A 23,973-nucleotide genomic window follows, 5' to 3' on the forward strand; every position below is an offset into this window, starting at 1 on the left:
CCAATGCCGCCGATCAGAGCGGGGATGGCAAGGGACGATCCGGCGCCGCCCGCGCCCGCTGCGGCGATAAGATCGTCAATCTCATTGAGGATGGAGAAGCTGGGAAAGCGGCTGCCGGATCGGGCCAGCCACTGGGTTCCTTCCGTGTCGCGCAGCACCAGATTATTGTCGACGCCGTCGAAATGCGCGTAAAATTCTTCGATCTTGATGACCTGCCCGTCATTCAAGCGGATGAGCAGATCTTCCCCGTTCCGTTCGAAAGCAGAAACAGCCTCCGGGCTCAAATCCAGTCGAACGATGCTGGGCCGCTCCAGCCTGATGGCCTCGACCGGAGCCTGCGCAACCACACCAGTCGACTTGTCGATAATCTCAGCAGCCATCACCGATCCCTCTCTCGTCCCGTTGCGACCATCGGGGGACGGTTGCACGGGGATCGCTGCGCGGTCTTCAGGACGTCACAAAGACACGCAGCGCCGGGGTAAAAACCAAGGCCAGCATCGGGACGCTGCAAGGATTCCGATTTCGGATGAGATTTTCCTCTCTGGATGTTGCGAGCCGCCCTCGCCGCTGGCTTTCGCCGGCCACGGCAAAAAATCCTCGTTCGTCCTTTTTGGGGAGACGCACATCAACTCCATCGCTATAGCCCTCCCTCTCTGGCGAATCGTCAGCTTGCCCGGCTCCGGCCATGAAGGAACGTCCAGGAATTCCAGCGAATTTCCGGATAAAACAGCCTCTTGAAAGAGGCGGCGAAGCTGACGAATGGATTGCCCTCTCCACTTGGGAGGCAATCGGCCAGCGATGGCGGAAATCCGCCGGTCGGGGAGTAGCGCAGTCTGGTAGCGCGCCTGCTTTGGGAGCAGGATGTCGCAGGTTCGAATCCTGTCTCCCCGACCATTTTCTCGACCAGGACGATCTGCCTTCGCAGGCGCATAGCATGCGCCAACAGTCGCTCATGACAGCGGCGACATGCTGCATCGCAATATTATCACCGGACACCGCGCAATCCATGATGTCCAGGCCATGGCATTACAGCGGCACCCTGGCGATCACGGACGCGATCCGGCCATGGACAGTCGCTTCAGGCCAGTGGAAAAATATCGGGAGGAAAGGAGAAATCGCCGACAGTGCAATTCTGCCTGAATGGATCAGCGCCAGCGCTCTCCCTCCTTTGGATATATTGTTTCGCATCTGAACTGATCTGGTGCGACTTTTTATAAAATTGCCCCAAAACCGAACAACAATGCGTACGCATAAAATTCTCTTTGCATGAGAGATTGTTTCCAAATATCTTTCAAATTGTTGGATTGCCGCCAATTGGGATAATGGATCATATTCATCGTTGCACGACGGACATGTGAAGTGCCCGCATTTTAGGGAACTCTTCTTTGCATGTGGGCTTCACCCGCATTCTCGGGGGATAGAGTGTAATTCTGTAGGGGGAAGTAGCACGTGGGAAAGAAGGTTCTTGTAACGGGCGGGGCCGGCTTCATCGGCTCTCACATCGTCGATCGCCTGCTCAACCGCAGCGACATGGAAAAACTGATCATCGTCGACAATTTCTGGACCGGCCTGAAACAGAATCTGACGCATATCAAAGATCAGCGCATGCATCTCGAAACATGCGACGTCGAAAATTTCCAGACGTCCGAGAAGTTCGACGAGATCATCCATCTGGCGTCGCCCGCCTCGCCGCCATGGTATATGCGTGAGCCAGTGCGCACGATCAAGGCGAACCTGGTGGGCGCGCTCAACCTCATCGAAATGATCCAGCCGGGCGGGCGCATCAGCTTCGCCTCCACGTCGGAAGTCTATGGCGACCCGCTGATCACGCCGCAGCCCGAAAGCTATCGGGGCCAGGTGGACTGCACCGGGCCGCGCTCTTCCTATGATGAAAGCAAGCGCTGCACCGAATCGCTGCTGTTCGAAATGCGCCGCACCGCCGGCATCGATCTGCGGATCGTACGCCTTTTCAATGTATATGGCCCGCGCACCCGCCCCGATGACGGACGGGCCGTGTCCAACTTCCTCAGCCAGGCGCTGACCACGGGCGAACTCACCGTCTATGGCGATGGCCTTCAGTCGCGCAGCTGGGGCTATGTCGATGACATTGTCGATGCGCTGGAACGCTATTTCTGGCTGGACCAGATTGACTATCCGGGTCCGCTCAACGTCGGCAATGACCGGGAGATTTCGGTGCTGGACGTCGCGAAATTCATCGCCGACATCGTGCCGGGCGCCAGCATCAAGATGTGCCCGCCCATCCCGCAGGATCCGACCAACCGTCGCCCGGACCTGACGCTCTGCCGTCAAATCCTGCCGGGCTGGGAAGCCAAGATTTCCTATGAGGAAGGCGTGCGCCGCACGCTGGAATGGTTCCGCGACACGTTGATGAGCGGCGCCAGCTCCGACGCGCCGGATCCGGTGCGCCTGGCGGGCTGACTAAAAGAGGTCCGGGCCGGTTCGGGGGGATCGGCCTAACGCGGCATGGCCAGACTTGGAATAGAAAGAGCGTCGATCGACATTTTCGATCGACGCTCTTTCTATGTCAGGTTCAACGATCGGCAACTTGATGAATGGCGAGTCCCGATCAATCGGGATCAGCTTGTCCAGCCGACCCGAAGGTCAGAGCATAATCCGTTCATACTGAATCGGATCATGCTCTATTTCTCTTTTGTTTTCCGCATTTTCCGAGCCAGCAGATGATGCCATCTGCTTCGAAAATGCTCTACCGCGTAAGAAGCGCGACACACCCACGAGTACGATCGATAGGATCACGGGTCAGCGCTATACGGCGCCGGCCAGATCCAGCTTGCGCAACCGCGTCAGATAGGCCTTCGACCGGCGCGACGCCCATGCGCCGTCGGGTTCATCGATGCCATAGCTCAAAAAGGGCCGTGTTGGCAGCAAAGGCTGGCGCGGCGGAGCGAACATCGCCTGCGCATTGCGAATCTCCACCCACAGGGCGCCGGGTACATGGCGCGGACTGATGCGAACGGCGCTGGCAAAGGCCGCCATGGCCGATCCGACATTGCCCTTGCGCAACTGATTGCGCGCCAGTTCGACAAATAATTTGGTCTTTCGCCATGCGATGATCCGGCGCGCGGCGTCATTATTCGACATTTCGGCGTCCAGCACCCCATACATCTGAAGATGGCCGCGCAGCATATTTTCGGTCGCGCGCGACAGGCTGTCGGGCCGGTAGCGATACCCCACCAGATAGGCCGGCACGCACAGAAAACGATGCGTCTGCGCGATCCGCAGCTGGAACATATAATCCTCGCACCCCTGGAGCAGCACCGTGTCATACCCGACCGATCGGGCAAGATCGGCCGGCATCATCGGCGCGCTGCCATTGGAAATGAAGTTCCATTCCAGATGCTGGTGCAGCACCGGCCCTTCGATGACAGGCGAGGATGAGCCCGGAAAGACATGATCGATCGCATCGATGCGGCGATACCAGCAATAAGCAAGGCCAGTATGGGCCGGCGCCTGAGTCAGGGCAGTGACCTGCATCGCCAGCTTTTTCGGGTGCCAGATGTCATCAGAATCGAGGGTCGCGATAAACTGCCCGGACGCGCGCGCCATCGCCGCATTGCGAGTCGCCGCCACACCGGCATTGGCCTGACGGATCAGATGAATGCGCGGATCCCCGGCCGCCATCTTCTCCACGATGGCAGCGCTATCGTCTGTCGACCCGTCGTCAACGACCATGATTTCCAGATCTTGCAGCGTCTGCGCCTGAACGGAGCCGATGGTCGCGGCAATCGTCGCCTGCGCGTTATAGGCGGGGATGATGACCGATACGATTGGGTTCATGCGTTGCCCTCGTTGAGATAGCAAAGCATAGAGGGTCATTATGACAATGCCTAGGGTGCTTGGCGGCATCCGCAAATCGGTTCGGGGGACAATTGCGCACTTCCATCCTCACTCTATGCGTCTGTAGCCTGCTTTTGGCCGGATGCGGCGGCGGATCGACGTCCGGCACCGAAACGACGCCACCGCCTACACCCACACCAACGCCGACTCCTACGCCGACCCACAGCTTCCCCTATGTCCCGATCGCATCGGCCCGCGCCACCACCGGACCTGCGCTGCCGATCGGAAAATGCGTGAACATGGGCAACCAGTTGGAATTGCAGACCGAAGGAAGCGGCGGGCGCAGGATCAGGCAGGCCGATTTCGCCATGATCAAGGCGGGCGGGTTCAGCACCGTCCGCCTGCCTGCGCGGTTTTCCGCGCATGCCAGCAACCGCGCACCCTACACGATCGACAGCAGTTTCATGGAGCGCGTGCGCCAGGTTACGCAATGGGCGACCGACGCGGGCCTGAACGTCATCATCGACATGCATCATTATGACGAAATCCAGACCGACCCCGTGGGCCAGAAGGACCGATTCGTCGCAATGTGGGCGCAGATCGCGGAAACATTCTTCAATGCTCCGGGCAGCGTCTGGTTCGAACTGCTGAACGAACCCCATATCGCCCTGACAAATGCGACTCTGCCCGACATCTATGTGCCCGCCCTGGCCGCGATCCGGCGCACCAATATTGCCCGTCCGGTCATCATCGGCGGCGGCGGCACCTCTCATATCGATTCGCTGCGCGACATGCCCATGCCGGACGATCCCTATGTCGTGCCGACCTTCCATTATTATGAGCCCTTCGCCTTCACGCATCAGGGCGCTGAATATATCACGCCAACACCGCCTCTGGGCGCCACCTTCGGCAGCGCCGCGGATTATGCGCGGCTGGACAGCGATTTACAGACGGTGCGGGATTATATGGCCCGCACCGGCCGCGTTCCCTTCGTCGGCGAATATGGCGCCATCCATTATGCATCGGTCAGCCAGCGGGCCATTTATTATGGCGCGGTCAGCCACGCCTTCGCATCGATCGGGATACAAAGTTGCGCCTGGTCTTTCACCAACACATTTCACCTGTCGAACGACAGCGGATGGATTTTGGAGATCACCAACGCCATCGCCACTACGACCGATTGATAGGGGCGCAAATCCCGGACAGAGACATATCTGTTTTTCCGATCGTTTCACCCTGTCAAACCAGCATGTGACCGATTATGAAACATTTGTGAGCCAGGCCGGGTTATTGGGGCTGTTCTGTGCCTTTTGAAGGGGATAAATAATAGCTACTTGCAACGGCGAGGAAATTTCAGTCAAATCCGGTTCTCGGATTTGGGCGCTGATTGCTGTTGGCGCAACGACGCCAGGATATTTCCGCAGGGGGCGATGCGATTTCTCATGATGCTCAGCGATATAAGCCAGATGGGCGCCTTGCCCGACCCGTGGCGGAAAATCCGGACTCATCGTCTTCGCGTCCGCCTGTACCTGCTGATGATGCTGATGGATCAGTTTTGCCTCATGCTGGGCTTTGGCATTGCTGAAGTCGTGCGGCGTCAGGGCTTTGCCGGGCCGCTGGGCATCGACATCATCTTCCTGGCCGCGCCGCTCTATCTGACATTATGCCTGATGAGCAGCGGCTATTCGCGGTCCACGTTGGAAAGCATCGAATATAGCGTCAGCCGCTCGCTCATCGCCATCGGCGTGACGGGCGCGGTAATCATGGCCTCCGTCTTCCTGCTCGGCGCGAGCAGGGATTTGTCGAGACTGAATGTTTCGATCAGCATTCTCCTGTCCGCAGCATTGCTTTTCCTCGCAAGGGCTTATTTCACCCGGGCAGTCCGCAGCCGCTATCCGTCCACCGAATCGGTTCTGGTCATCATCGACAGTCCTGCGGCAACCCATATGCCCAGCCCGCACCATGACGTGCTGGACGTCAACGCCTCGGGATTGCAGGCCAATGTCAACGACCCGATGAAAATGCACGAAATCGGGCTGGTTCTGGCCAATTATGACCGGGTCATCGTACATTGCGAGCCTGAGCGCCGGTCGGACTGGGCGCTGATCCTCAAGGGCGGCAATGTCATTGGCGAAATCGCGCAGCCCGGATTGCGCGAACTGGGCGCTCTGGGCATCGGCTATTTTGCCGGCGCCCAGACGCTGGTCATCGCCAAGGGGCCGCTCAGCCTGCCCGATCGGCTCCAGAAGCGGATTTTTGATCTGGCCTTCACCCTGCCGGCGCTGTTCGCCCTGCTGCCGCTGCTCATTCTGGTGGCGCTGGCGATCAAGATCGACAGCCCCGGATCCATCCTTTTCCGCCAGAAACGAGTCGGCCGGGGCAACCGCCTGTTCGACATCTACAAATTTCGCAGCATGCGCGAGGAGTTGAACGATCATAGCGGCAACCGGTCCGCATCGCGCGATGATGATCGCGTCACCCGCGTCGGCCGGCTGATTCGCCGCACCAGCATTGATGAACTGCCGCAACTCTTTAACGTGCTGCTGGGGGATATGAGCCTGGTAGGGCCGCGCCCCCATGCGCTGGGGTCACTGGCGGGCAATCAGCTGTTCTGGGAGGTCGACCGGCAATATTGGCGCCGTCACGCGCTCAAGCCCGGCATCACCGGCCTGGCGCAGGTGCGCGGCTTCCGCGGCGCGACTCACGAAATGAGCGACCTGCAAAAGCGGCTGGCGGCGGATCTGGAATATGTGTCGGATTGGACGCTGCTGCGCGATCTGCGTATCCTGTTCCTCACCGTGAAGGTCGTGCTGCACAAGAACGCCTACTGACGTTCGGCGCAGCGACCGACCTTTTCAGAGCAGGAACTGGATCAGCTTCGCCGCGCCCAGGAACAGTAGCCAGGAAAAGGCTGCGGCGCCAACGATGATCAGCAATTTGCTGCGCGGGCCAAGCGCGCCGTCCGGGGTTGCCTCCGGCGCGGGACCGATGCCGGGCTTCTCAAAAACGCCCTGAACCAGCGTCGCCGCTTCCATCGTCATCGCCACATTATGCGCACTCAGCGCATCATCGAACGTGCAGCCAAAACTGCGATCGTCGCTCCAGATCACCCGCGCGTTGCGAATGCCGATGCCGGCAATGCCGATGCGGATTTCATCATCGATCGCCGGGATCGCGTCGGATCGGATGCGGCAGCCGGTTTCGGAAATATCCTCGATCACGACATCGATCGGCGCCCCTTCCTGATCGCGCATCGTGGACGGGCGATTGACGACGAATCGGTCAACCGTCCGTTCCAGCGGATAGATTTTGGCGGCGATGTTGGTCTGCATGATCTTCATTCCCGACGATAATGGGCTGAAGCCTAGTCGAGAGTGGTAACGGTACGGTAAACGAGCGCTGAATTTCCTGCATTGGATGACGATCCGGGGATCGGGATCGCCCGCTGTTGGCGCGCTGGCTGCCTATCCGATCAGGCGATCAGTCAGCAAAGCGGCGGGCGCGGCCGCCAGCGCCAGAAATGTGCCCAGCGGCACGCGCGCAGTCCGATGCTTCGCCCGTCCTGTGACCAGCATCACCGCCAGCCCCATCAACGACGCGATCAGCAACAGGAAGGGCAGCGCCTGCCACCCCAGCCACGCGCCCAGCGCGCCCAGCAGCTTCGCGTCGCCCAGCCCCAGCCCGTCGCGCCCGCGCAGCGTCCGATAGCCAAGCGCGATGCCCAGCAGCGCGCCATAACCCACCGCCGCACCAATCACCCGGTCGATCAGCGTCACATCGCTCGCCCACATTCCGATGGTGAAGCCCAGAAAGGCCAGCGGCAGCGTCAACGCATCGGGCAACCAGAAATGCCGCCAGTCCAGCACCGCCAGCGCCAGCAACATCCAGCCGAGCAGCGCCCAGCCGATCCCGCCCAGATCGGGCCGGAATCCGATCGCCAGCGCGCCGATAATCGCACAGCCCGCCTCCACCCGCCCATGCAGCGGATCAATCAGGCCACCGCAGGTGCGGCAACGTCCCCTGCTCATCAGCGCGCTCAGCATCGGGATCAGATCGCGCGCGCCCAGCGTGCGCCCACACCCATCACAGGCCGACCGCCCCCGCATCACGCCCCGCCCCTGGGGCCAGCGCAGGATCAGCGTCGCAAGGAAGCTGCCCAGGATCGCCCCGGCCAGCGCGCCGATCAGCGCCGCAACCGGCTGGATCACAGCGTCCCTTCAACCTTCAGAAACTGCGCATTGCCGACCCCGGCAAAGCCCGCCTGCCCCAGCACCGCCGCCAGCGCGGGATCGGCGGTTTCAACCCGCATTTCCGCAACATAACGACCCGATCGCCAGATCCGCAGGGTGATCTTCTCCAGTCCTGACTGGCTGACCAGCGGCAACAGCAACGCATCCCCATCGCAAGCGACCGTGCCCGACAGCCCCTGCGTCAGATTCAGTCCCGGAAACTGCCCCGCCATCCGCGCCCGCACCCGCCCTTCGGCATGGCCGCAGGTGTCGCCGCTATAATAAGCGCTCACATCCTCCAGCATCAGGCCGCCCACCGGCAAGGGCGCGAATGTCCGCCCCAGCGGCACCGCGCCGGTCACGTCATCCACACCGATCCGGCCGAACCCAACGGTCAGCGCGCCCTTCACATCGTCGGGCAGCCCCTTGGTCCGGGCGACATCGAACCGAGCGCGGCCCATCAGCAACGAAATGGGGGAAAGCCCGGCCCGCACGCTGCCCAGCGGCATATTGCCGAGCATCAACTGGTCGATCCGGCCACTCCACACCGTCCCGCGCACCTCGCGCGCGGCAACGCCGATCCGCTCCAGCCCCGCCAGCCCCAGCGCAACCCGCATCGGTAGGAACAGCAACAGGCCGAACAACAGCAGCAGGATCAGGATGATGCGCATCCGGCGCGACAATAGGAGGCCCATCATTGCCCTTCTCCCCGCACCAGCACCGCCTGCACCGAAACGCTGCCCGCCGTCGGAGATGGCCGCGCGCTCATCGTCTCCACCCGCACGCCCTGCGCCTCCAGCCCCGCGAGCCAGGAAAAGAGCGCAACCGGCCGCACCGATGCGATGGCGATCTCCATCCGGTCATTGCCCTGCGCCTGCGCCCGCTCCAGCGTCAGTCCGGCTTCGCCCGCGCCCTGCCCGACAAACTGGTCGATCGGCGCGGTCGCGCCCGTGGCGGCCGGCGTGCGCGGCAATGTCTTCAACTGCTTCACCGCAGCCCTTATGGCCGCATTGCGATCGGTCGCCTCCACCAGCGCCGCCCGTGCGCTGCGTTGCGCCCGATCCAGCGGCACAGCGACGCCAAACCACAACAGGGTTGCCGCCAGCAGCGCGAACATCACGCCCAGCATCCATTGTTCGCGGGGCGACCGTTCGCCCCAATAGGTTGCTATCCGTTCCATCATGATCGCACCGTAATATCCGCCAGCGTGCGCCCGCCCGGGTCTTGCGACGGCGTCGCCGTAATGGTGAAGCCCGCCGCCTGAAGCGCCAGCAGCACCGCGTTGATGTCTTCCGCCTTCGCCGCCGCCAGCGTCGCGCGGATCATGCCGTCGGGGTCGCGCGACAGGCTGGTCAGCGCCACGCCGGGCGCATCCTGCATTGCCGCCAGCAGCCCGGAAACCGGCGCGGTAAAGGCCCGCCCCCCCGCGCCACGCGCCGCCAGCCGCCCTTCCAGTTCGACCTGCGCCTGCGCCGCGTCACTGGCGCCCGGCAGCACCTGCTGCGCCAGCGCCACGCTCTCACGATCCAGCCGGCTTGTCGCCATATGCTGCTTCACGATCCCGATCAGCGCGATCGTAAAACAGGTCAGCATGATAAGGCCGGCCCAAAGCGCCACCCGGCCCAGCGCCTGCTTGTCGACGGCGCGCCGCACTCGCTTGGCGAAATCGCCCTGCCGCAAATCCAGCGGCGGCGCGTCCAGCACGGCCATCATTCGCCCCTCCACCATGCCCGGCGTCGCATCGGCAACCAGCGCATCGCCGATCAGCGCAGGCAACGCCATGTCCGCCGTCAGCGCCAAATCCGTGCCGCGCAGCACCGTTTCTCCGCCGATCTGCCCCCGCACGAAGCCGGCTTCCGGCTCAGGCAACAGCAAGGGCGCAGGCACAATCAAATCCGGGTCCAGCCCATGATGCTGCGCCCAGAGCAGCCAATGCTGCATGTCCGCGCGGCTGGCCACGGCCACGATATGCGGCCGGGCGGGATCATCCTGACTGTCGGTCGCGGCGAACAACTGGTCGGCGGGCAGGATGCTGGCCGCCAATGCGGCAAGGCGCGCCGCCGCCCGCCCCTGCCGCGCGGGAAGATCGGGATGCGCGATCCAGTGCAGCGCCACCTGGGCCGCCGGCGGCACCAGCATCACCCGCGCCTTGTCCGGCAGGGCGGCGACGCCACAGGCCGCCAGCCAGTTCGCCCCCGCGCCCGACTGGATCGGCGCGCCGTCCACCACCCGCATCCATATCGGCTCGGCGTCGCCTTCAGGCAGCACGACGATCAGGGCATCCCGACTGCTCATGCGCCTGCCCCCCAGTTGCGCCGCACCAGCCGCGCCGGGCTTTCCCGCGCGTCGATCAGCGCCCGCTCCACCACCTGGGTTCCCCCGACATCCACCGCGACATTCACTCCGAAAAATCCCGTCTTCAACTTCACCTGCTCGGCCACCTCGGTCGCCGGCGACAGCCCCGCCAGAGACGGCAAGGCCCAGAATTGCACCGTACTGCCGTAGCCGTCCGCCGGCCGCTGCGCCAGCAATTGCCGCGCCTGCGCGATTGTCAGCTGTCCGGGCAACAACATGGCGAACAAGGGCGCCTGTTCGGGCAGCAGCGTATTGATGTTGATCGGCGACAAATCCGTGACCGGCAGCGCGCAAATCCACGGCTTCACCAACTCATAGATGGCGGGCGTCACGCCCGCGACCGCGCGCAATTCGCTGGGATCGACCATCAGCCGGTTGGGCGTGCGATAGGGCCGTGCATAGCCGGCATAGACCTCATCTTCCGCCCCACCCGGCTGCGGCACGCTGTCGCTGTCGATCCAGTCCGCCAGCCCTGCGGCGGCCGCCTGCGCCTGCCGCACATTTACCCCCAAAACTTCTAACAGCCCCTGAAACTGGGTCACGCCGATCGGCCGAACTTTCAGCGCAGCCTCGCTTTCGCCGCTCACCACGCTGTTCAGGTTGAAACAATTGCCGGCATCGCTGACGCTCACGGTCGCCACGCCGCCGGGCACAGGCAGGCTCTGGGGCGTTCCCATCCATCCGCCCGCCAGTGTGATCTTCGCCGGGTTGGACGCGGTCAGATCGGCGATGCGCATCCGCGCCATCTCCGCCCCCGCATCGGCATAGGCCCGCGCCTGATCGATCGCGCCGCCATTGCCGGTCATGCGCGTCGCCAGCGCCACCCGCTCCAGCGCGCCGGCGGCCACGACCGCCATCACCGCCACCAGCAACAGCACGGTCAGCAGCGCCGCGCCGCGCTCCTTGTTCTTCCGTGGATCAGGCACCGGCCGCGCCCTCCATCTTCTCGATCGGGCCGGGCGCCACCAGAAAGCGCAACGTCACCGGCGGTTCGCCGGTGCGCTTCACCGTCATTTCCACAGCAAGCGGCAACAGGTCGGGTTGAGACGGCGTCCATTGCTCCAGCCACTCCCCCCGCGCGTCGCGAAAGCGCAGCGTCACCGCCTCGACATTCTCCAGCAGCGCGGCGGGATCATCCCCCGCCGCGCCATCCAGTTGCGCATAGGTCCGCCGCTCCAGCCGCCCCTGCCGCACCCAATATTCGACCTTTTGCAGCGATGGCCGCGGCAAATCGCCCAGATTGTCCCAGCCTCCGCGCACCAACTGCATCACCGGCTGGCCTTCGCCGTCATCATGCGCCCAGAAGGCCGGCGCATTAGTGCCCGCTTCGGTGCGGGTGATGCGCGGCACCGCCTGCCCCAGATCACCGGCCAGCGCGCCGGCCGCCCGCTGCACCGCCGCCATATCGTCCAGCCGCGCCTTGATCTGCGCCTGCGCCGACACGCTATTGCCCAGCAACAGCACACCCGCTGCCGCCAACATCGCAAAGATCATCAGCGCAACGAGCAGTTCGATCAGCGTGAAGCCGTGTTCGGCGGAACGCTCGAAGATGGTGAAGCCGCGATCGTTGACACTCGATCGCGTCCCCGCGAAGGCGGGGACCGAAGGCGACTGGGCACATTCCGGGGTCGGTGAATCCACCATCACTCCACCACCCGCACGAAACTCAGCACCACGGGCGATGCGCCGGGCTGGCCATCGACCGTCACATCGACCTGCAACAGCCGCCTGTCTTCCATCGCCTTGACGCTGCGGCTCCAGTGCCAGCGCCGCCCGCCATTCTCGACCTCGCCATCCTCCTCGCCGATCGAGGGCGGCACGGGATCGCTCTGCACCTCGACCATCAGGTTCCGCGCGACGATCTGCCCCAGCGCCTTGCTGTCCAGATCGGCGGCGGTGCGCAGCGTCACCCCCTGCAACCGCACCAAAGCCAGCGCGGCCAGGCTGAACACCGCCAGCGCGACCAGCATTTCCAACAGAGTAAAGCCGCGTTCTGTTTTGCGAATCTCAGCCACCGACCATGACCTTCCCCGCCATGTCGACGGTCACGGACACGCGCTCGCCTTCGCGGGCCAGCGTCACGGTCAGGGGATCGGTCGGCAGGCCGGTGCCGTCGAACGCAATCTGCTGCCGGCCATCCTTGCCCACCAATGCGCGCGTGCCGCCTTTCCAGTTGGCGGTGATGAAGGGCTTTTCTTCGACCGGCGTCCATTGGTCGCCCTCGCGACGCTGGAAACCATAGCCGGAAGCCGACACCCACAGGCCCATCGGCCGTGCGGTCACGACCGCTTCGTCGCGCGCGGCGGCAACGCGCGCGGCGAAGCGGTCGGCATCCTCGATCACGCGCCCGCGCGGATCGGGAATGGCGAGCACGACGGCAGCCGAAATGAAGCCGATGATCGTCAGCACGACCATCAGTTCGATCAACGTGAAGCCCTGTTGGGCGGAACGTCCAAAAAACGTGAAGCCCTGTTGGGCGGAACGCATAGAGCTAAATCCGCCCTCCTCGCCTCCGTTCGTTTCGAGCGCAGTCGAGAAACGCTTCCCGACCGGCTCGAACTGCGCGGAAGAAAGATCAAAGCTCGCTGGAGAAGATGTCGGCATTTTCATTGTCGCCACCCGGCTGGCCATCGGCGCCCAGCGAGCTGATGTCGAACGCGCCCTTGCGCCCCGGCACGGTGTAGACATAGGCGCGGCCCCACGGGTCCTGCGGCAGCTTCTTGATATAGCCGCCCCGGCGATAACGCTGCGGCTGCGCCAGCGAAGCGGGCGGATTGAGCAGCGCCTGCAACCCGTCCGACGCCGCCGGATAGGTCAGATTGTCGAGGCGATATTGCTCCAGCGCCTGTTCAATCGTCGAAATATCCGCCTTCGCCTTTTCGACACGCGCCGTATCGGTAGCCGGAATGACATTGATCGCCACGATCGTCGCCAGCAGGCCGATGATGACGATCACGACCATCAGTTCCACAAGCGTGAATCCGGCTTCGCCGGAATGCCCAACATCAGCATCTGATCGTGCTCCTGCGAAAGCAGGAGCCCAAGGTTCCTGATGCTGCGCCTCGGGCTCTGGGCTCCTGCTTTCGCAGGAGCACCGCACTGAACAGCGGTGGACGAAAATATTCTTCATATGCACTCCTTCAAGCCCCGGTCAGGCTTTGCAGCTGCAGGATCGGCAGCAGGATGGACAGGATGATGACGGCGACGATGCCCCCCATCAATATGATGATGATCGGCTCCAGCATCGCCAGCGCGGCCGATGTGAAGCTGTCAAATTCGCGTTCCAGATAGTCGGCGGCGCGCTCCAGCATCGTATCGAGCCGCCCGGCGCTTTCGCCACTCGCCGCCAGATAGACCAGCAGGGGTGGAAACACCCCGGCCCGGCGCAGCGCGGCGGACAGGCTGCCGCCGCCCCGGATCGCCTCGACAATCTCGTCCGACGCCTTGCGCAGCACGCGGTTATGGACCGTGTTCGCCGTCAGCGACAGCCCCTCCATCAACGGCAGCCGGCTCGCGATCATGGTCGACAATGTGCGCGCCATCCGCGCCGCATGCAGATCGCGGATCAGCCGCCCCAGCAGCGGCAGGCCCAGCAACATCGCGTCGAACCGATAACGGAAGCTCTCGACCTTCATCGCGCGCCAGAAGCCGAACCCCGCCAGCGCCATCAGGATCAGCAGCAACCACCAGTAACCCGCAAGGAAAGCGGAAATCGCCATCACCATCCGCGTCAGGAAGGGCAGTTCCTGCCCCACCGTGTCGAACTGCTCCACCACCTTGGGCACGACGAAGATCATCAGCGCCGCGACCACGAAGATTGCGAAGGTCGCCAGCACGGAGGGATAAGCGATCGCGGTCAGCACCTTGGACCGCATCACCGCCTGCCGTTCCATCAGGTCGGACAGCCGCTCCATGATCGTGGGCAGGCTGCCCGAACTTTCACCGGCGGAAATCATCGCCCGATAGAGCGGCGGAAAGCTCTTCGGCTCCGCGCCCAGCGCATCGGCCAGCCGCCGCCCTTCCAGCACGCCGCCATGCACCTTGCCCACGATGGCGCGGACATGGTCCTGCTCGCTCTGCTTGCCGATGGTGCGCAGCGATTCCTCCAGCGGGCTGACCTGAATCAGCGTGGAAAGCTGGCGGGTGAACAGCGTCAGTTCCTTGGACGATAATTTGGGCGCGCGCAGCGACAGGCCGGCCCGCTTGCGCGCCGCCTCAACCACGCCCGGCTCCAGCCGGACGACGAACAGCTTGCGCGCGTCCAGCTTCGCGCGCGCGTCGTCAATCGTATCGGCCTTGATCCGGCCGCCACGCTCCTTGCCCGCCGGGTCGATCGCCACATAATCGAAATCAGCCATCGGCGATGGTTTCCGCCTCGACCGCGTCGCGCCGCGACACGCGGATCGCCTCTTCCGCCGTGGTCTGCCCGTCGCGCACCAGCGCGCGCGCGGCCGATCCCAGATTGGGCGCGTTCAGGAAAGCATGGCGCGCAATCAGCGATTCATCGCCGCCGTCATTGATCAGCCGGCGGATTGTGTCATCCACGCGGATCGCCTCGAACACGCCGATCCGGCCTTTATAGCCGGTGCCGTTGCACTGGTCGCAGCCCCGCGCCTTGTAGATGATCGTGCCCGGATCAAAGCCCAGCAACGCGCTGGCCGATTTGTCCGCCTGCACCGGCTCTCGACAGCTCTGGCACAGCCGCCGCACCAGCCGCTGGGCGATCACCGCACGCAAGGTTGAGGCCAGCAGGAACGGCTCGACCCGCATGTCGCGCATCCGCGTAATCGCGCCCACGGCGTCATTGGTGTGCACGGTCGACAGCACCAGATGCCCCGTCAGCGACGCCTGCACCGCAATCTCCGCCGTCTCGCGATCGCGGATTTCGCCGACCATCACGACGTCAGGGTCTTGCCGCAAAATCGCGCGCAGCCCCGCCGCGAAGGTCAGCCCGACCTTGGCGTTCACCTGCGTCTGGCCCACGCCCTCGATCGCATATTCGACCGGATCTTCAACCGTCAGGATATTGCGGCTGCCATCGTTCAGCGTGCGCAAGCCGGCATAAAGCGTCGTCGTCTTGCCCGAACCCGTAGGCCCCGTAACCAGGATGATGCCGTTCGGCTCGGAAAGCCCTTCGCGGAAAATCCGGTCCGGCGCGCCCGTCATGCCCAGCAGATCCAGCGTAATGCCGGCATTTTCCTTGTCCAGGATGCGCAGCACCACCCGTTCCCCCGCCCGGCTCGGCAAGGTAGAGACGCGCACATCGAGCAGTTTCCCGCCCAGCGTCAGGCCGATACGCCCGTCCTGCGGCACGCGCCGCTCGGCAATGTCCAGCCGCGCCATCACCTTGATGCGGCTCACCACCACCGGCGCGACATGCGGCGGCATGCGCAGCGTCTCGCGCAGCACGCCGTCGATCCGCATCCGCACGATCAGCCCGGTTTCATAGGGTTCGATATGGATGTCCGACACGCCCTGCCGCGCCGCTTCGGCAATGATGCCGTTGATCAGGCGGATCGCCGGCGCATCATCCGCGCTGTCCAGCAAATCGTCGGCGGTCGGAATATCGGCGGCCAATATGTCCAGCTCGTCCGCGCCGACCTCCAGCGATCCCGCCATCGCCGCCGCGCTGCCCTCCATCGCATAATGATCTGACAGATGCCGGTCGAACTGCGCCGGCTCCACGAACCGCACGTCGAAACTGCGCGCCAGATGCCGCCGCACTTCCAGCAGCACGCGCGGATCGCTGCCTTCGCGCACCGCAATAGTCAGCCGCTCGCCCTCAGGCGGCAACAGCACGACGCCATGTTTGCGCGCAAAGCCATAGGGTATGTCGATGGGACGGTTCGCCGCAACAGCGGGCGTTTCGTCGCTCACTTGCGGCCTCCGCTGGCGGGGATTTCGACCGGACGGACGACCCCGCTCGACTGGCGCACCGTGGGTTCGATCACCTGCGGATCGGCCGCCGCGCCCGGTTGCGCCACGGCATCGCCCGGCTGCGGCGCGGCGATTGGCGGGGTCGCCCCCATATAATCGCGCACCAGTTCGTCGATCGTCGGTTCGGATTGCGGATCGCGCTGCAACTGCATGCCGCGCACATAGCCGTAACGCTGCTGCGTCAGCTTCTGCGCATCTTCCTTCGACCGCAGGATCGTCGGCCGGATGAAGACCATCAGGTTCGTCTTGGACCGGCTGTTGCTGCGCGATTTGAACAATTCGCCAATGCCCGGAATATCGGACAGCAACGGAATCCGCTCGATCGTGCGGCGTTCATTGTCGTCCAGCAGGCCGCCCAGCGCCAATATCTCGCCGTCATCGACCGTAACCGTCGTCTCGATCTCGCGCTTGTTGATGATCAGGTCGCTATTGTCGTTGCTGACCGGACCGGCCACGCTCGACACTTCCTGCTTCAGGAACAGCTTGATCGCGCCGCCGGTGTTGATCTGGGGCTTCACCTCCAGCTTGATGCCGACATCCTGCCGCTGGACGGTGCGGAACTGATTGTCGAAATTCTGGCTCAGCGCCTCGCCTGTCGTCACCGGCACCTGCTGCCCGACCAGGATCGACGCCTTCTGATTGTCCAGCGTCATGATCGACGGCGTGGACAATAGGTTGCTCTTCGTGTCGGATTTCACCGCATTGATGATCGCGCCAAAAATGCCATTCTTGCCGATGCTGCCGCCCAGCCCCGCAATCGCGCCGGTGGCGCTTTGCAGGCTGCTGAGCGCCGCCGACTGCAACGTGCTGGCCAGATCGCTGTTGGTCTGCGTCTCGGTCGTGGTCGTCGTGCCGTCGGCCGCCACCACCGTCGTCTTGGTGGTGCCAAGCTTGTCCGCGCCATAAGCGCCCGCCAGAGTCAGCAAATTGGGCGAAGCATTGCTGTAATTGGTCGCCGCAAAGCCGGTAGAGGTACTGCCCAGCAGGAATTGCACGCCCAGCTTCTTGGCGGCCGCATCGCTGATCTCGACGATGATCGCCTCCACCAGCACCTGCTCGCGCCGCGTATCGATCTGGCGAATAGTTTCGCCCAGCATCCGCTGCACGTCGCTGTTCGCCGCCACGATGATGGCGTTCGCGCCCTCATAGCGGGTGACGATCGCCGGACCGCGCGTATTGATCCCGCCGCCAGACGCGGAGGAGGATGAAGCCGCCGCCACCGGAGCCGCCGCCTGCGAAGCGGGCGCGGCGCTGCCCTTGGCGGCCGGCGTGTCGGAACTGACCGGCTGGCTGCTCGACTGGCCGACCAGTTGCTGCAACACGGGGAGCAGTTTCTCGGCATCGGCATGCTCCAGCCAGTAGACGCGGATTTCCGTGCCGCTCGCCGCCTGCCGGTCCAGTTCGCGCGCCATATTGGCCAGCCGCGCGACCGTATTGGCGTCGCCCCGGATCGCGACCGAATTGCTGCTGTCGATCGGCACCACCGTCGCCGCCGAAGGCGCGGCATTTTCCCCGCCGCCCCCGCTCGTCACCAGCGCCTGAAGCGACGTCGCGATTTCCCGCGCCCCGGCATTTTTCAGCACCACCATCTGCGTCGCCGCCGTGTCCCGGTCGACCCGCGCGATCACCTGACGGATGCGCGCGACATTGTCGGCATAATCGGCCACGACCACGCTGTTGCCCGCCCGGTTGGCAGTGACGGATCCTTCCTTGCTCACCAGCGGGCGCAGCGTTTCCAGCGCGCTCGCCGCGTCGATCGACCGCAGGCGGAAGACTTCGGTGACGAAGCTGTTGCGATTGGCCGCACTGCCCACGCCGCTGGGTTGCCCCGCCGCGCCGTCGACCGGCTGGATGCGATAGGCGCCGCCGGGCGCGGGCACCGCGACCAGCCCGTTGGCGCGCAGGGTCGACAGGAAAATCTCGAAATATTCCGATCGGCTAAGCGGCCGGTCGGTCACGACCGAAACCTTCCCCTGCACCTTGTTGTCGATGATGAAGGTGCGGCCCGTCACCCGCGCGGCATCCTGAATGAAGGCGCGGATGTCGGCATCGCGAACATTCAATGTCTGTTGCGCGGAGGCGGCGATCGGGGTCGCCAGAACCAGCGCCATGGCGGCAGCGGAGAGCAGGAATTTGCGGGTCATTGGCCTTGCACTATCAGGTTGACCGATGCGACGGCGGCGCCGCGCTCTACGGTCAGGGAAAGGCGCGCACCGGGCGCGATCTGGTTTTGAAGCGACGTCAGGTCACTGACCGGCTGGCCATTGACCTGACTGATGATGTCGCCGGGGCGGAAACCCGCACTGGCGAAGGCCGGGCCGCGCTGGCTGACGGCCAGGCCGGTGATGCGGCCATTCTGCATGCGCGGGGCAAAGCCAATATCCTTCTTCAGGCTGTCGACATTCGGTCCGATGCCCGTCCCCACGCCCGGCGCGGGTTGCGGCGGCGGCGCGGCGCTCTGCCACCCCGGCCCTGCGTTTCCGGCCGGCGGCGCGGCGTCGGGCGCGGGCGTGGACTGGTCCAAGAACACCTGTTCCTCCGCGCCGCCCCGGTCGATCGTCACATGATCGAAGGCGACTGACTTGAGCACCACGCCGGGCAATATCTCATCGCCCACGGCAAAGCTGTTCTGCACGCCATCCGGTCCGGCGATGATCGCCGATCCCAGCCCCGACCCTTCATTCAGGCGAATGCCATAGACGGTCAGGGCCAGCGATGTGACGACGCCGCCCGACTGCTGCGGCGCGCCGGTGCGGAAAAAGGGATCGAAGCTGGCGAACAGCGCCTGTCGCGCGGAAGCGGACAGCAATTGCGCCTGCCGCCCCTCCCACGGGCCAAAGCTGCCCGTCGGCGTCACGATGGCCCATGCGAGTTGCCCGATCGCCAGCGCCAGCAGGCCCAGCAGCCCGCGCTCCAGCCAACCCAGCCAGTCCCAGCCAGCCGAGCCTACGCCGCGCAGCGACCCACTGGTCCCGCGACGCCATCCGCTTATTCTGTCGCCAAACGGCACCCGCATGATTGCGACCCAACCCCCTATGATCTGCGAGCCTGCTAGGCAGATGTTCTTACTGCCGAATGACATTTATATTACACAAATATGACGTGTCATGCAGTCGCTTGCATTTACGGGACTGGAAGTTAGCAGGGACGCCGTCTCAGCCGCATATTTCCCTGCCAGGACATGCAATGACCGCCATTTTATGCACCGCCACCGACGGCGATCCGGCCCTGATCGGCGCGCATCCCCGCATTCAGCGAGTCCCGAGCAAGGAACTGACGCTTTTCATTCAGCGCGACTTTCTAAGCGTGGAGGAATGCGCTGCTCTGGTTGATCGAATCGATGCGCAGCGCCGCCCCTCGACCATCGCCGACGCCAATGGCGATCATTATTTCCGCACCAGCGAGACGTGCGATCTCGACCATGGCGATCCGTTCGTCGCCGCGATCAACGCCCGGCTGGACAGCTTCGCCGGCATCGCCACCGCCCATGGCGAACCCATTCAGGGGCAACGCTATGCCGTGGGGCAGGAATTTAAGGCGCATACCGACTATTTCGATCCCAAGGGCGCGGACTATCCGCAATATTGCGGCGTCGCGGGCAACCGCACCTGGACGCTGATGATCTATCTCAACGAACCCACAGCCGGCGGCGCGACCCGCTTCACAAAGATCGGCAAGACGGTGCAGCCGCAAACCGGCAAGCTGCTCGCCTGGAACAACCGGCTGACGGACGGCCAGCCCAATCCCGCCAGCATCCATCATGGCATGAAGGTGCGCAGCGGCGTGAAGCATGTCATCACCAAATGGTATCGCGAACGCCCCTGGGGCTAATCCCCGTTCGACCAGTTGAAGGCTAACACGGTTTCACCTACCTTTGCGCCGCGCTGATCGAAACGCCGCTCGAAGATTTGCCCCCGCCCATCCCGGTCGATTGCAACGATGCTGCTGCATCGCGTGCCATAGACGGGGTTCTGGATGAAGATCGGCGACATCGCCGCCTCGTCCGGCGCATCGGATGGCATGTCGGGCACGATCCCGGCATCGGGCAGGCTTTCCTGCCGCAGAGCGTCGAACAGCGTTTCCGGCCGGCCCGCCCCCGCCATCAGCCAGTCGATCAGCGCCGCCTTGAGCGCCAACGTCTTGGGCCAGGGGGCGTCCAGCGTTCCGTTGGACAATCCGTACAGCCCCGGCGTCAACGCCGTGCGCACGGCTTCCGGACGATTGGTCAGGAAATGCGCGCCCGCCCCATCGATCAGGATTAGGTTGAACGGATTGAAATCCATCAACGACGCGCGCGCAGGATCGGCGTACAGCCCGTCGCCCGCCAACAGGTCCGTCACCAGCGCCCCGCGCGACGCCCGGTCCGGCTGCGGCCCGCCAAAGCCGCGCAAATTGGTGACGATCGCCGCGCGCCCCGCCTGCGATACGCCCAGCCATGTCCCGCCCGATTGCAGGTCGCGCCCGGCGATCACCCCGTCCCGATCCTGCCACTGGGCCAGCGGCGCGGCTGGCCGGGCATGATATTCGTCGCGATTCCCGATCAGGATCAGCCGCCAGCGCGGATGCGCGTCCCACGCCATCGCCATGATGCACATTCCGTTTCCCGCTCCTGCCTGCAATGACTTGATAAATCGCCCGCCCCGCGCCATATAGAGGCTGCCGGGTTCGCCCGGCTATGGTGATAAATTGTGTCGAGTAATAGACGCAGCGGACCCGGGGGCAGTACCCGGCGGTTCCACCACATACCCCGTTTCGCGCCTTTGGGCGGCATGACGGGGTGTCTGACGGGGCCGAACTAGGATCGACGTGTGTTCAAAGGCGATGCTTTTACCCGGCCCGTGTAAGCCGTTAAACTGTGCAAAACTCACAAGTGCCAACGATAACGAAGCACTCGCCATTGCAGCGTAATTGAGGGCCTCACGGCCTGACATTACTCTAAAATAGCGCGGTTGAACCCACCGGGCAACAGAAGGGAATTCAGCGGCTTCCAGGGGCGCCGGGCAACAGAAGCCTCTGGACCTTCCTGCATCACGATCGGACCTTGCTGCCCCTCGGACGAGGGCGGAGCCGCATGCCGCCTGTCCGCGCCGACGCATCGAAGCTGCCCCGGCCCACCGCGATTCGAATCGGAGCGAAATTCGCACATTCGTTCGATTACGCTTTTATGACACTCTCATGAAAAAATTATATGATATTGAATTTAAACGAAAGAAATTCGTTTTTCACGACCTCGCGCACACTTGCCCAGATGTCATCTAAGTGAAATAATTCCGGCTATAGTAGGAAGTTTTTTCAGGAGATGTCTGATGAAAAAAGTCGCTGTCATGATGGGCCTTGCACTGGCTGCAATCGCACCGGGGATCGCTCACGCAGCGGCTGACGACGTCGTCGTGCTGGGCGTGCCGGACGGCAATCTGGCTGCCAAGGCGCTGGTCGCGCGCGATTATGACGCCGCCGCCAACAAGCTCAAGGCGATGTGGCCCGACGGCGCCAATGACGCGGCCCGCCTCATCAACCTCGGCAATGCCTATGCCGGCCTCGGCCGCATGGCCGATGCGCGCGAAGCCTATCGCTCGGCCCGCTTCGCCCCGGAAACCACCCTGGCGCTGGCCAACGGCACAGAAGAATCGTCGCGCGACGTCGCAAAGCGCGCCCTCAGCAAACTCAATCCCAGCTACGCGATGCGCTGATCACCGCACATAATATCCATAAACAAGGTGCAGGGAGCAGGGCGCCGTCCGACAAGGACGGCGCCCTTCGCGCATCCGCGCCCGCCCGACGTCATGCAATTGAAATGATAGTCATCCGATTGTCATTTTAGAGACGCCATTTCGTCACAGAAGCAAAACAACCATGTCATTTGCCGCGCCTACCTGCCGCTCCCGAGGGCGACAGGGGGCGTTGTCCGAGTCGAAAATTCCCCTGCGCTCCGCACTTCAACATTCCCGGCCCGCGGCCGGAGCGGAGACGACATGGCCAAGATTAACCGTATTCACACCATCCTGATGGCGAGCTGCGCTTGCGTGGGCCTGAGCGCCTGCGGCGCCGACGACATCGCTTCGCCGGGTGAAGGCACGATCGTCATCCCGACCCCGACGCCCACGCCGACCCCCACCCCGACGCCGACCCCCACGCCCACCCCGACGGCCGTCACGCCGGCCGCCGACTGCCCAACCATCGCCGGTTCGGACCAGCTGCAAAATCTGGGCACCATCACGGACGGCACCAACACCTGGCGCAACTGCGGCTTCCCTTCGCGCTTCAACAGCACGACGGCGATCGCCAAGACCGCTGGCGTGATCTACTCGCTGCCGGGCCGCGTTGACGTCGGCACCGATCAGGGCGCCGCCAGCACCAACACTGTCGCCACGCTCAGCATCGATCCGGGCGTGGTCGTGTTCGCCAGCACCGGCAACGCCTATCTGGCGGTCAATCGCGGCAACAAGATCAACGCCGTCGGCACCGCCGCCGCGCCGATCATCTTCACCAGCCGTGAAAACGTCACCGGCGCAGCGACCGACCAGTCGTCGGGCCAGTGGGGCGGCATCGTGCTGCTCGGCCGCGCCAAGATTACCGACTGTCAGGCGCCTGCCGCTGCGCCGGGCACCACGGCCTGCGAACGCGACACCGAAGGCACCAGCAACGCCCTTTATGGCGGCGCGACCGACACCGACAGCTCGGGTCGCCTCAGCTATGTCCAGATCCGCTATTCGGGCTTCGTCCTGGCCGACGGCAAGGAACTGCAGGGCCTGACCCCCTCGGGCGTCGGCACCGGCACGGTCATCGACCATATTCAGGTTCACAACAGCTCGGACGACGGCATCGAAGCCTTCGGCGGCACCGCGAACATGAAGTATCTGGTCTTCACCGGCAACGAAGACGATAATCTCGACACCGACGTCGGCTTCCGCGGCACCGCCCAGTTCGTGATCTCCGCCCAGCGCGAAGGCAACAATATCGGCGACACCTTCCTCGAAACCGACTCGAACGGTTCGGCCACCAACAGCAACGCCAGCGAAGACGCCCTGCCGCGCCAGTATCTGAAGGTCGCCAACTTCACGCACATCCAGCGTTCGAACACCGGCGACGACGGCGCGTCGATGCTGCTGCGCGGCGGCGCCGATCTGGCATTGGTCAACGGCATCATCATCAGCCCGAACCAGAGCTGCCTGCGCATCAACGGCGCCGCTGCGGTTCGTGACGCTGACACCGCGCTTCAGGACGCCGGCAAGCCGCGCTACCTGTCGGTGGTGATGCAGTGCAACGCCACCCCGTTCAAGGGCACCGGCACCGGCGTCGACGCCGCTCTGGTCCAGTCGATCTTCACCGCCGGCGCGAACAGCAGCTACACCTACACCCCGTCGCTGACCAACCTGTTCATCAACGGCGCGACCGAAACGGCCGTGGCCGCGATCGACCCGAAGACCATCGACGCCGCCTTCACCACGACCAACTATGTCGGCGCGGTCAAGGACAGCAGCGACACCTGGTACGCCGGCTGGACCTGCAATTCGGTGAGCGCCAGCTTCGGCAGCACCAGCAAGGCCTGCACCGCCATTCCGACGACCTGATCGGACCCACGACCTCAACAGGGGCGGGGGAGCGTGCACTCGCTTCCCCGCCTTCTTTGCACTGA

The 23,973-nt window shown here is 63.9% G+C and carries 23 protein-coding genes, 1 tRNA gene, 1 other RNA gene and 1 pseudogene; 9 read left to right on the top strand and 17 right to left on the bottom strand.

Annotation, left to right across the window (positions count from 1 at the left end; genetic code table 11):
* Positions 1-56: 56 nt before the first annotated feature.
* A pseudogene (locus ACFOKF_RS11080) lies at positions 57-380 on the bottom strand (BapA/Bap/LapF family prefix-like domain-containing protein); the annotation flags it as partial.
* A gap of 437 nt (positions 381-817) precedes the next feature.
* On the opposite strand from ACFOKF_RS11080, the gene ACFOKF_RS11085 reads away from it, so the two are divergent.
* From ACFOKF_RS11085 to ACFOKF_RS11095, 3 genes are all read left to right on the top strand, one after another.
* A tRNA-Pro gene (locus ACFOKF_RS11085) sits at positions 818-894 on the top strand.
* A gap of 40 nt (positions 895-934) precedes the next feature.
* Entirely contained in the window at positions 935-1,192 is a 258-nt protein-coding gene (locus ACFOKF_RS11090) for a hypothetical protein (RefSeq protein WP_380795648.1), read from the top strand.
* A gap of 257 nt (positions 1,193-1,449) precedes the next feature.
* Positions 1,450-2,439 (top strand): NAD-dependent epimerase/dehydratase family protein, encoded by a 990-nt coding sequence (locus ACFOKF_RS11095; protein ID WP_380795650.1) that lies wholly within the window; start codon positions 1,450-1,452, stop codon positions 2,437-2,439.
* Positions 2,440-2,784: 345 nt separating this feature from the next.
* On the opposite strand, the gene ACFOKF_RS11100 is transcribed toward ACFOKF_RS11095, so the two are convergent.
* Positions 2,785-3,816 carry a glycosyltransferase family 2 protein gene (locus ACFOKF_RS11100; protein ID WP_380795651.1) on the bottom strand — a complete coding sequence of 344 codons (1,032 nt, stop codon included), beginning with the start codon at positions 3,814-3,816 and terminating at the stop codon, positions 2,785-2,787.
* A 92-nt stretch (positions 3,817-3,908) separates the two neighbouring features.
* On the opposite strand from ACFOKF_RS11100, the gene ACFOKF_RS11105 reads away from it, so the two are divergent.
* Positions 3,909-5,000: a glycoside hydrolase family 5 protein gene (locus ACFOKF_RS11105; protein ID WP_380795652.1), complete on the top strand. Its 1,092-nt coding sequence runs from the start codon at positions 3,909-3,911 to the stop codon at positions 4,998-5,000.
* Between the two features lie 246 nt (positions 5,001-5,246).
* Positions 5,247-6,647: an exopolysaccharide biosynthesis polyprenyl glycosylphosphotransferase gene (locus tag ACFOKF_RS11110; RefSeq protein ID WP_380795653.1), complete on the top strand. Its 1,401-nt coding sequence runs from the start codon at positions 5,247-5,249 to the stop codon at positions 6,645-6,647.
* Between the two features lie 24 nt (positions 6,648-6,671).
* On the opposite strand, the gene ACFOKF_RS11115 is transcribed toward ACFOKF_RS11110, so the two are convergent.
* From ACFOKF_RS11115 to ACFOKF_RS11180, 14 genes are all read right to left on the bottom strand, one after another.
* Complete coding sequence (locus ACFOKF_RS11115) at positions 6,672-7,148, bottom strand: PilZ domain-containing protein (protein WP_380795655.1); 477 nt, start codon at positions 7,146-7,148, stop codon at positions 6,672-6,674.
* Positions 7,149-7,280: 132 nt separating this feature from the next.
* Positions 7,281-8,024, bottom strand: a complete 744-nt coding sequence (locus ACFOKF_RS11120) for a prepilin peptidase (RefSeq protein WP_380795656.1) — start codon at positions 8,022-8,024, stop codon at positions 7,281-7,283.
* Complete coding sequence (gspN, locus tag ACFOKF_RS11125; RefSeq protein ID WP_380795658.1) at positions 8,021-8,743, bottom strand: type II secretion system protein N; 723 nt, start codon at positions 8,741-8,743, stop codon at positions 8,021-8,023. Before gspN ends, ACFOKF_RS11120 begins: the two co-directional genes overlap by 4 nt.
* A complete protein-coding gene (gene gspM, locus ACFOKF_RS11130; protein WP_380795660.1) occupies positions 8,740-9,228 on the bottom strand; it encodes a type II secretion system protein GspM in 489 nt (162 codons plus the stop codon). The genes gspN and gspM overlap by 4 nt, the downstream gene beginning before the upstream one ends.
* Positions 9,225-10,340, bottom strand: coding sequence for a type II secretion system protein GspL (gene gspL / locus ACFOKF_RS11135; protein WP_380795662.1), 1,116 nt, complete (start codon positions 10,338-10,340; stop codon positions 9,225-9,227). The genes gspM and gspL overlap by 4 nt, the downstream gene beginning before the upstream one ends.
* Complete coding sequence (gene gspK / locus ACFOKF_RS11140; RefSeq protein ID WP_380795664.1) at positions 10,337-11,326, bottom strand: type II secretion system minor pseudopilin GspK; 990 nt, start codon at positions 11,324-11,326, stop codon at positions 10,337-10,339. Before gspK ends, gspL begins: the two co-directional genes overlap by 4 nt.
* Positions 11,319-12,044, bottom strand: coding sequence for a type II secretion system minor pseudopilin GspJ (gene gspJ, locus ACFOKF_RS11145; RefSeq protein WP_380795666.1), 726 nt, complete (start codon positions 12,042-12,044; stop codon positions 11,319-11,321). Before gspJ ends, gspK begins: the two co-directional genes overlap by 8 nt.
* Positions 12,044-12,406, bottom strand: coding sequence for a type II secretion system minor pseudopilin GspI (gene gspI, locus ACFOKF_RS11150; RefSeq protein ID WP_380797753.1), 363 nt, complete (start codon positions 12,404-12,406; stop codon positions 12,044-12,046). Before gspI ends, gspJ begins: the two co-directional genes overlap by 1 nt.
* Before the next feature lies 1 nt (position 12,407).
* Complete coding sequence (locus ACFOKF_RS11155; RefSeq protein WP_380795667.1) at positions 12,408-12,887, bottom strand: GspH/FimT family pseudopilin; 480 nt, start codon at positions 12,885-12,887, stop codon at positions 12,408-12,410.
* 88 nt (positions 12,888-12,975) lie between these two features.
* On the bottom strand, positions 12,976-13,530 hold the full coding sequence (gene gspG, locus ACFOKF_RS11160; RefSeq protein WP_380795668.1) for a type II secretion system major pseudopilin GspG: 555 nt from the start codon (positions 13,528-13,530) through the stop codon (positions 12,976-12,978).
* Positions 13,531-13,540: 10 nt separating this feature from the next.
* Positions 13,541-14,758 (bottom strand): type II secretion system inner membrane protein GspF, encoded by a 1,218-nt coding sequence (gene gspF / locus ACFOKF_RS11165; RefSeq protein WP_380795669.1) that lies wholly within the window; start codon positions 14,756-14,758, stop codon positions 13,541-13,543.
* Positions 14,751-16,277 (bottom strand): type II secretion system ATPase GspE, encoded by a 1,527-nt coding sequence (gspE, locus tag ACFOKF_RS11170; RefSeq protein WP_380795670.1) that lies wholly within the window; start codon positions 16,275-16,277, stop codon positions 14,751-14,753. Before gspE ends, gspF begins: the two co-directional genes overlap by 8 nt.
* Positions 16,274-18,481: a type II secretion system secretin GspD gene (gene gspD, locus ACFOKF_RS11175; protein ID WP_380795671.1), complete on the bottom strand. Its 2,208-nt coding sequence runs from the start codon at positions 18,479-18,481 to the stop codon at positions 16,274-16,276. Before gspD ends, gspE begins: the two co-directional genes overlap by 4 nt.
* Positions 18,478-19,353 (bottom strand): type II secretion system protein N, encoded by an 876-nt coding sequence (locus ACFOKF_RS11180; RefSeq protein WP_380795673.1) that lies wholly within the window; start codon positions 19,351-19,353, stop codon positions 18,478-18,480. The genes gspD and ACFOKF_RS11180 overlap by 4 nt, the downstream gene beginning before the upstream one ends.
* Before the next feature lie 170 nt (positions 19,354-19,523).
* On the opposite strand from ACFOKF_RS11180, the gene ACFOKF_RS11185 reads away from it, so the two are divergent.
* Positions 19,524-20,168 (top strand): prolyl hydroxylase family protein, encoded by a 645-nt coding sequence (locus ACFOKF_RS11185; RefSeq protein ID WP_380795675.1) that lies wholly within the window; start codon positions 19,524-19,526, stop codon positions 20,166-20,168.
* Here ACFOKF_RS11185 and ACFOKF_RS11190 read toward each other — a convergent pair.
* Positions 20,165-20,932, bottom strand: a complete 768-nt coding sequence (locus tag ACFOKF_RS11190) for an NRDE family protein (protein WP_380795676.1) — start codon at positions 20,930-20,932, stop codon at positions 20,165-20,167. The two genes, ACFOKF_RS11185 and ACFOKF_RS11190, sit on opposite strands and share 4 nt — an antisense overlap.
* 24 nt (positions 20,933-20,956) lie before the next feature.
* Between ACFOKF_RS11190 and ssrA the strand changes: the two genes are divergently transcribed.
* The 3 genes from ssrA to ACFOKF_RS11205 all read left to right on the top strand — a co-directional run bounded on the left by ssrA (position 20,957) and on the right by ACFOKF_RS11205 (position 23,908).
* Positions 20,957-21,317, top strand: a transfer-messenger RNA (tmRNA) gene (gene ssrA / locus ACFOKF_RS11195).
* A 326-nt stretch (positions 21,318-21,643) separates the two neighbouring features.
* The gene (locus tag ACFOKF_RS11200) at positions 21,644-22,027 is read left to right on the top strand and encodes a tetratricopeptide repeat protein (RefSeq protein ID WP_380795677.1); all 384 of its coding nucleotides are present in this window, start codon (positions 21,644-21,646) and stop codon (positions 22,025-22,027) included.
* 282 nt (positions 22,028-22,309) lie between these two features.
* Entirely contained in the window at positions 22,310-23,908 is a 1,599-nt protein-coding gene (locus tag ACFOKF_RS11205) for a hypothetical protein (RefSeq protein ID WP_380795679.1), read from the top strand.
* Positions 23,909-23,973 lie beyond the last annotated feature (65 nt).

Source organism: Sphingobium rhizovicinum (assembly GCF_042647625.1).
Taxonomy (GTDB): Bacteria; Pseudomonadota; Alphaproteobacteria; order Sphingomonadales; family Sphingomonadaceae; genus Sphingobium; species Sphingobium rhizovicinum.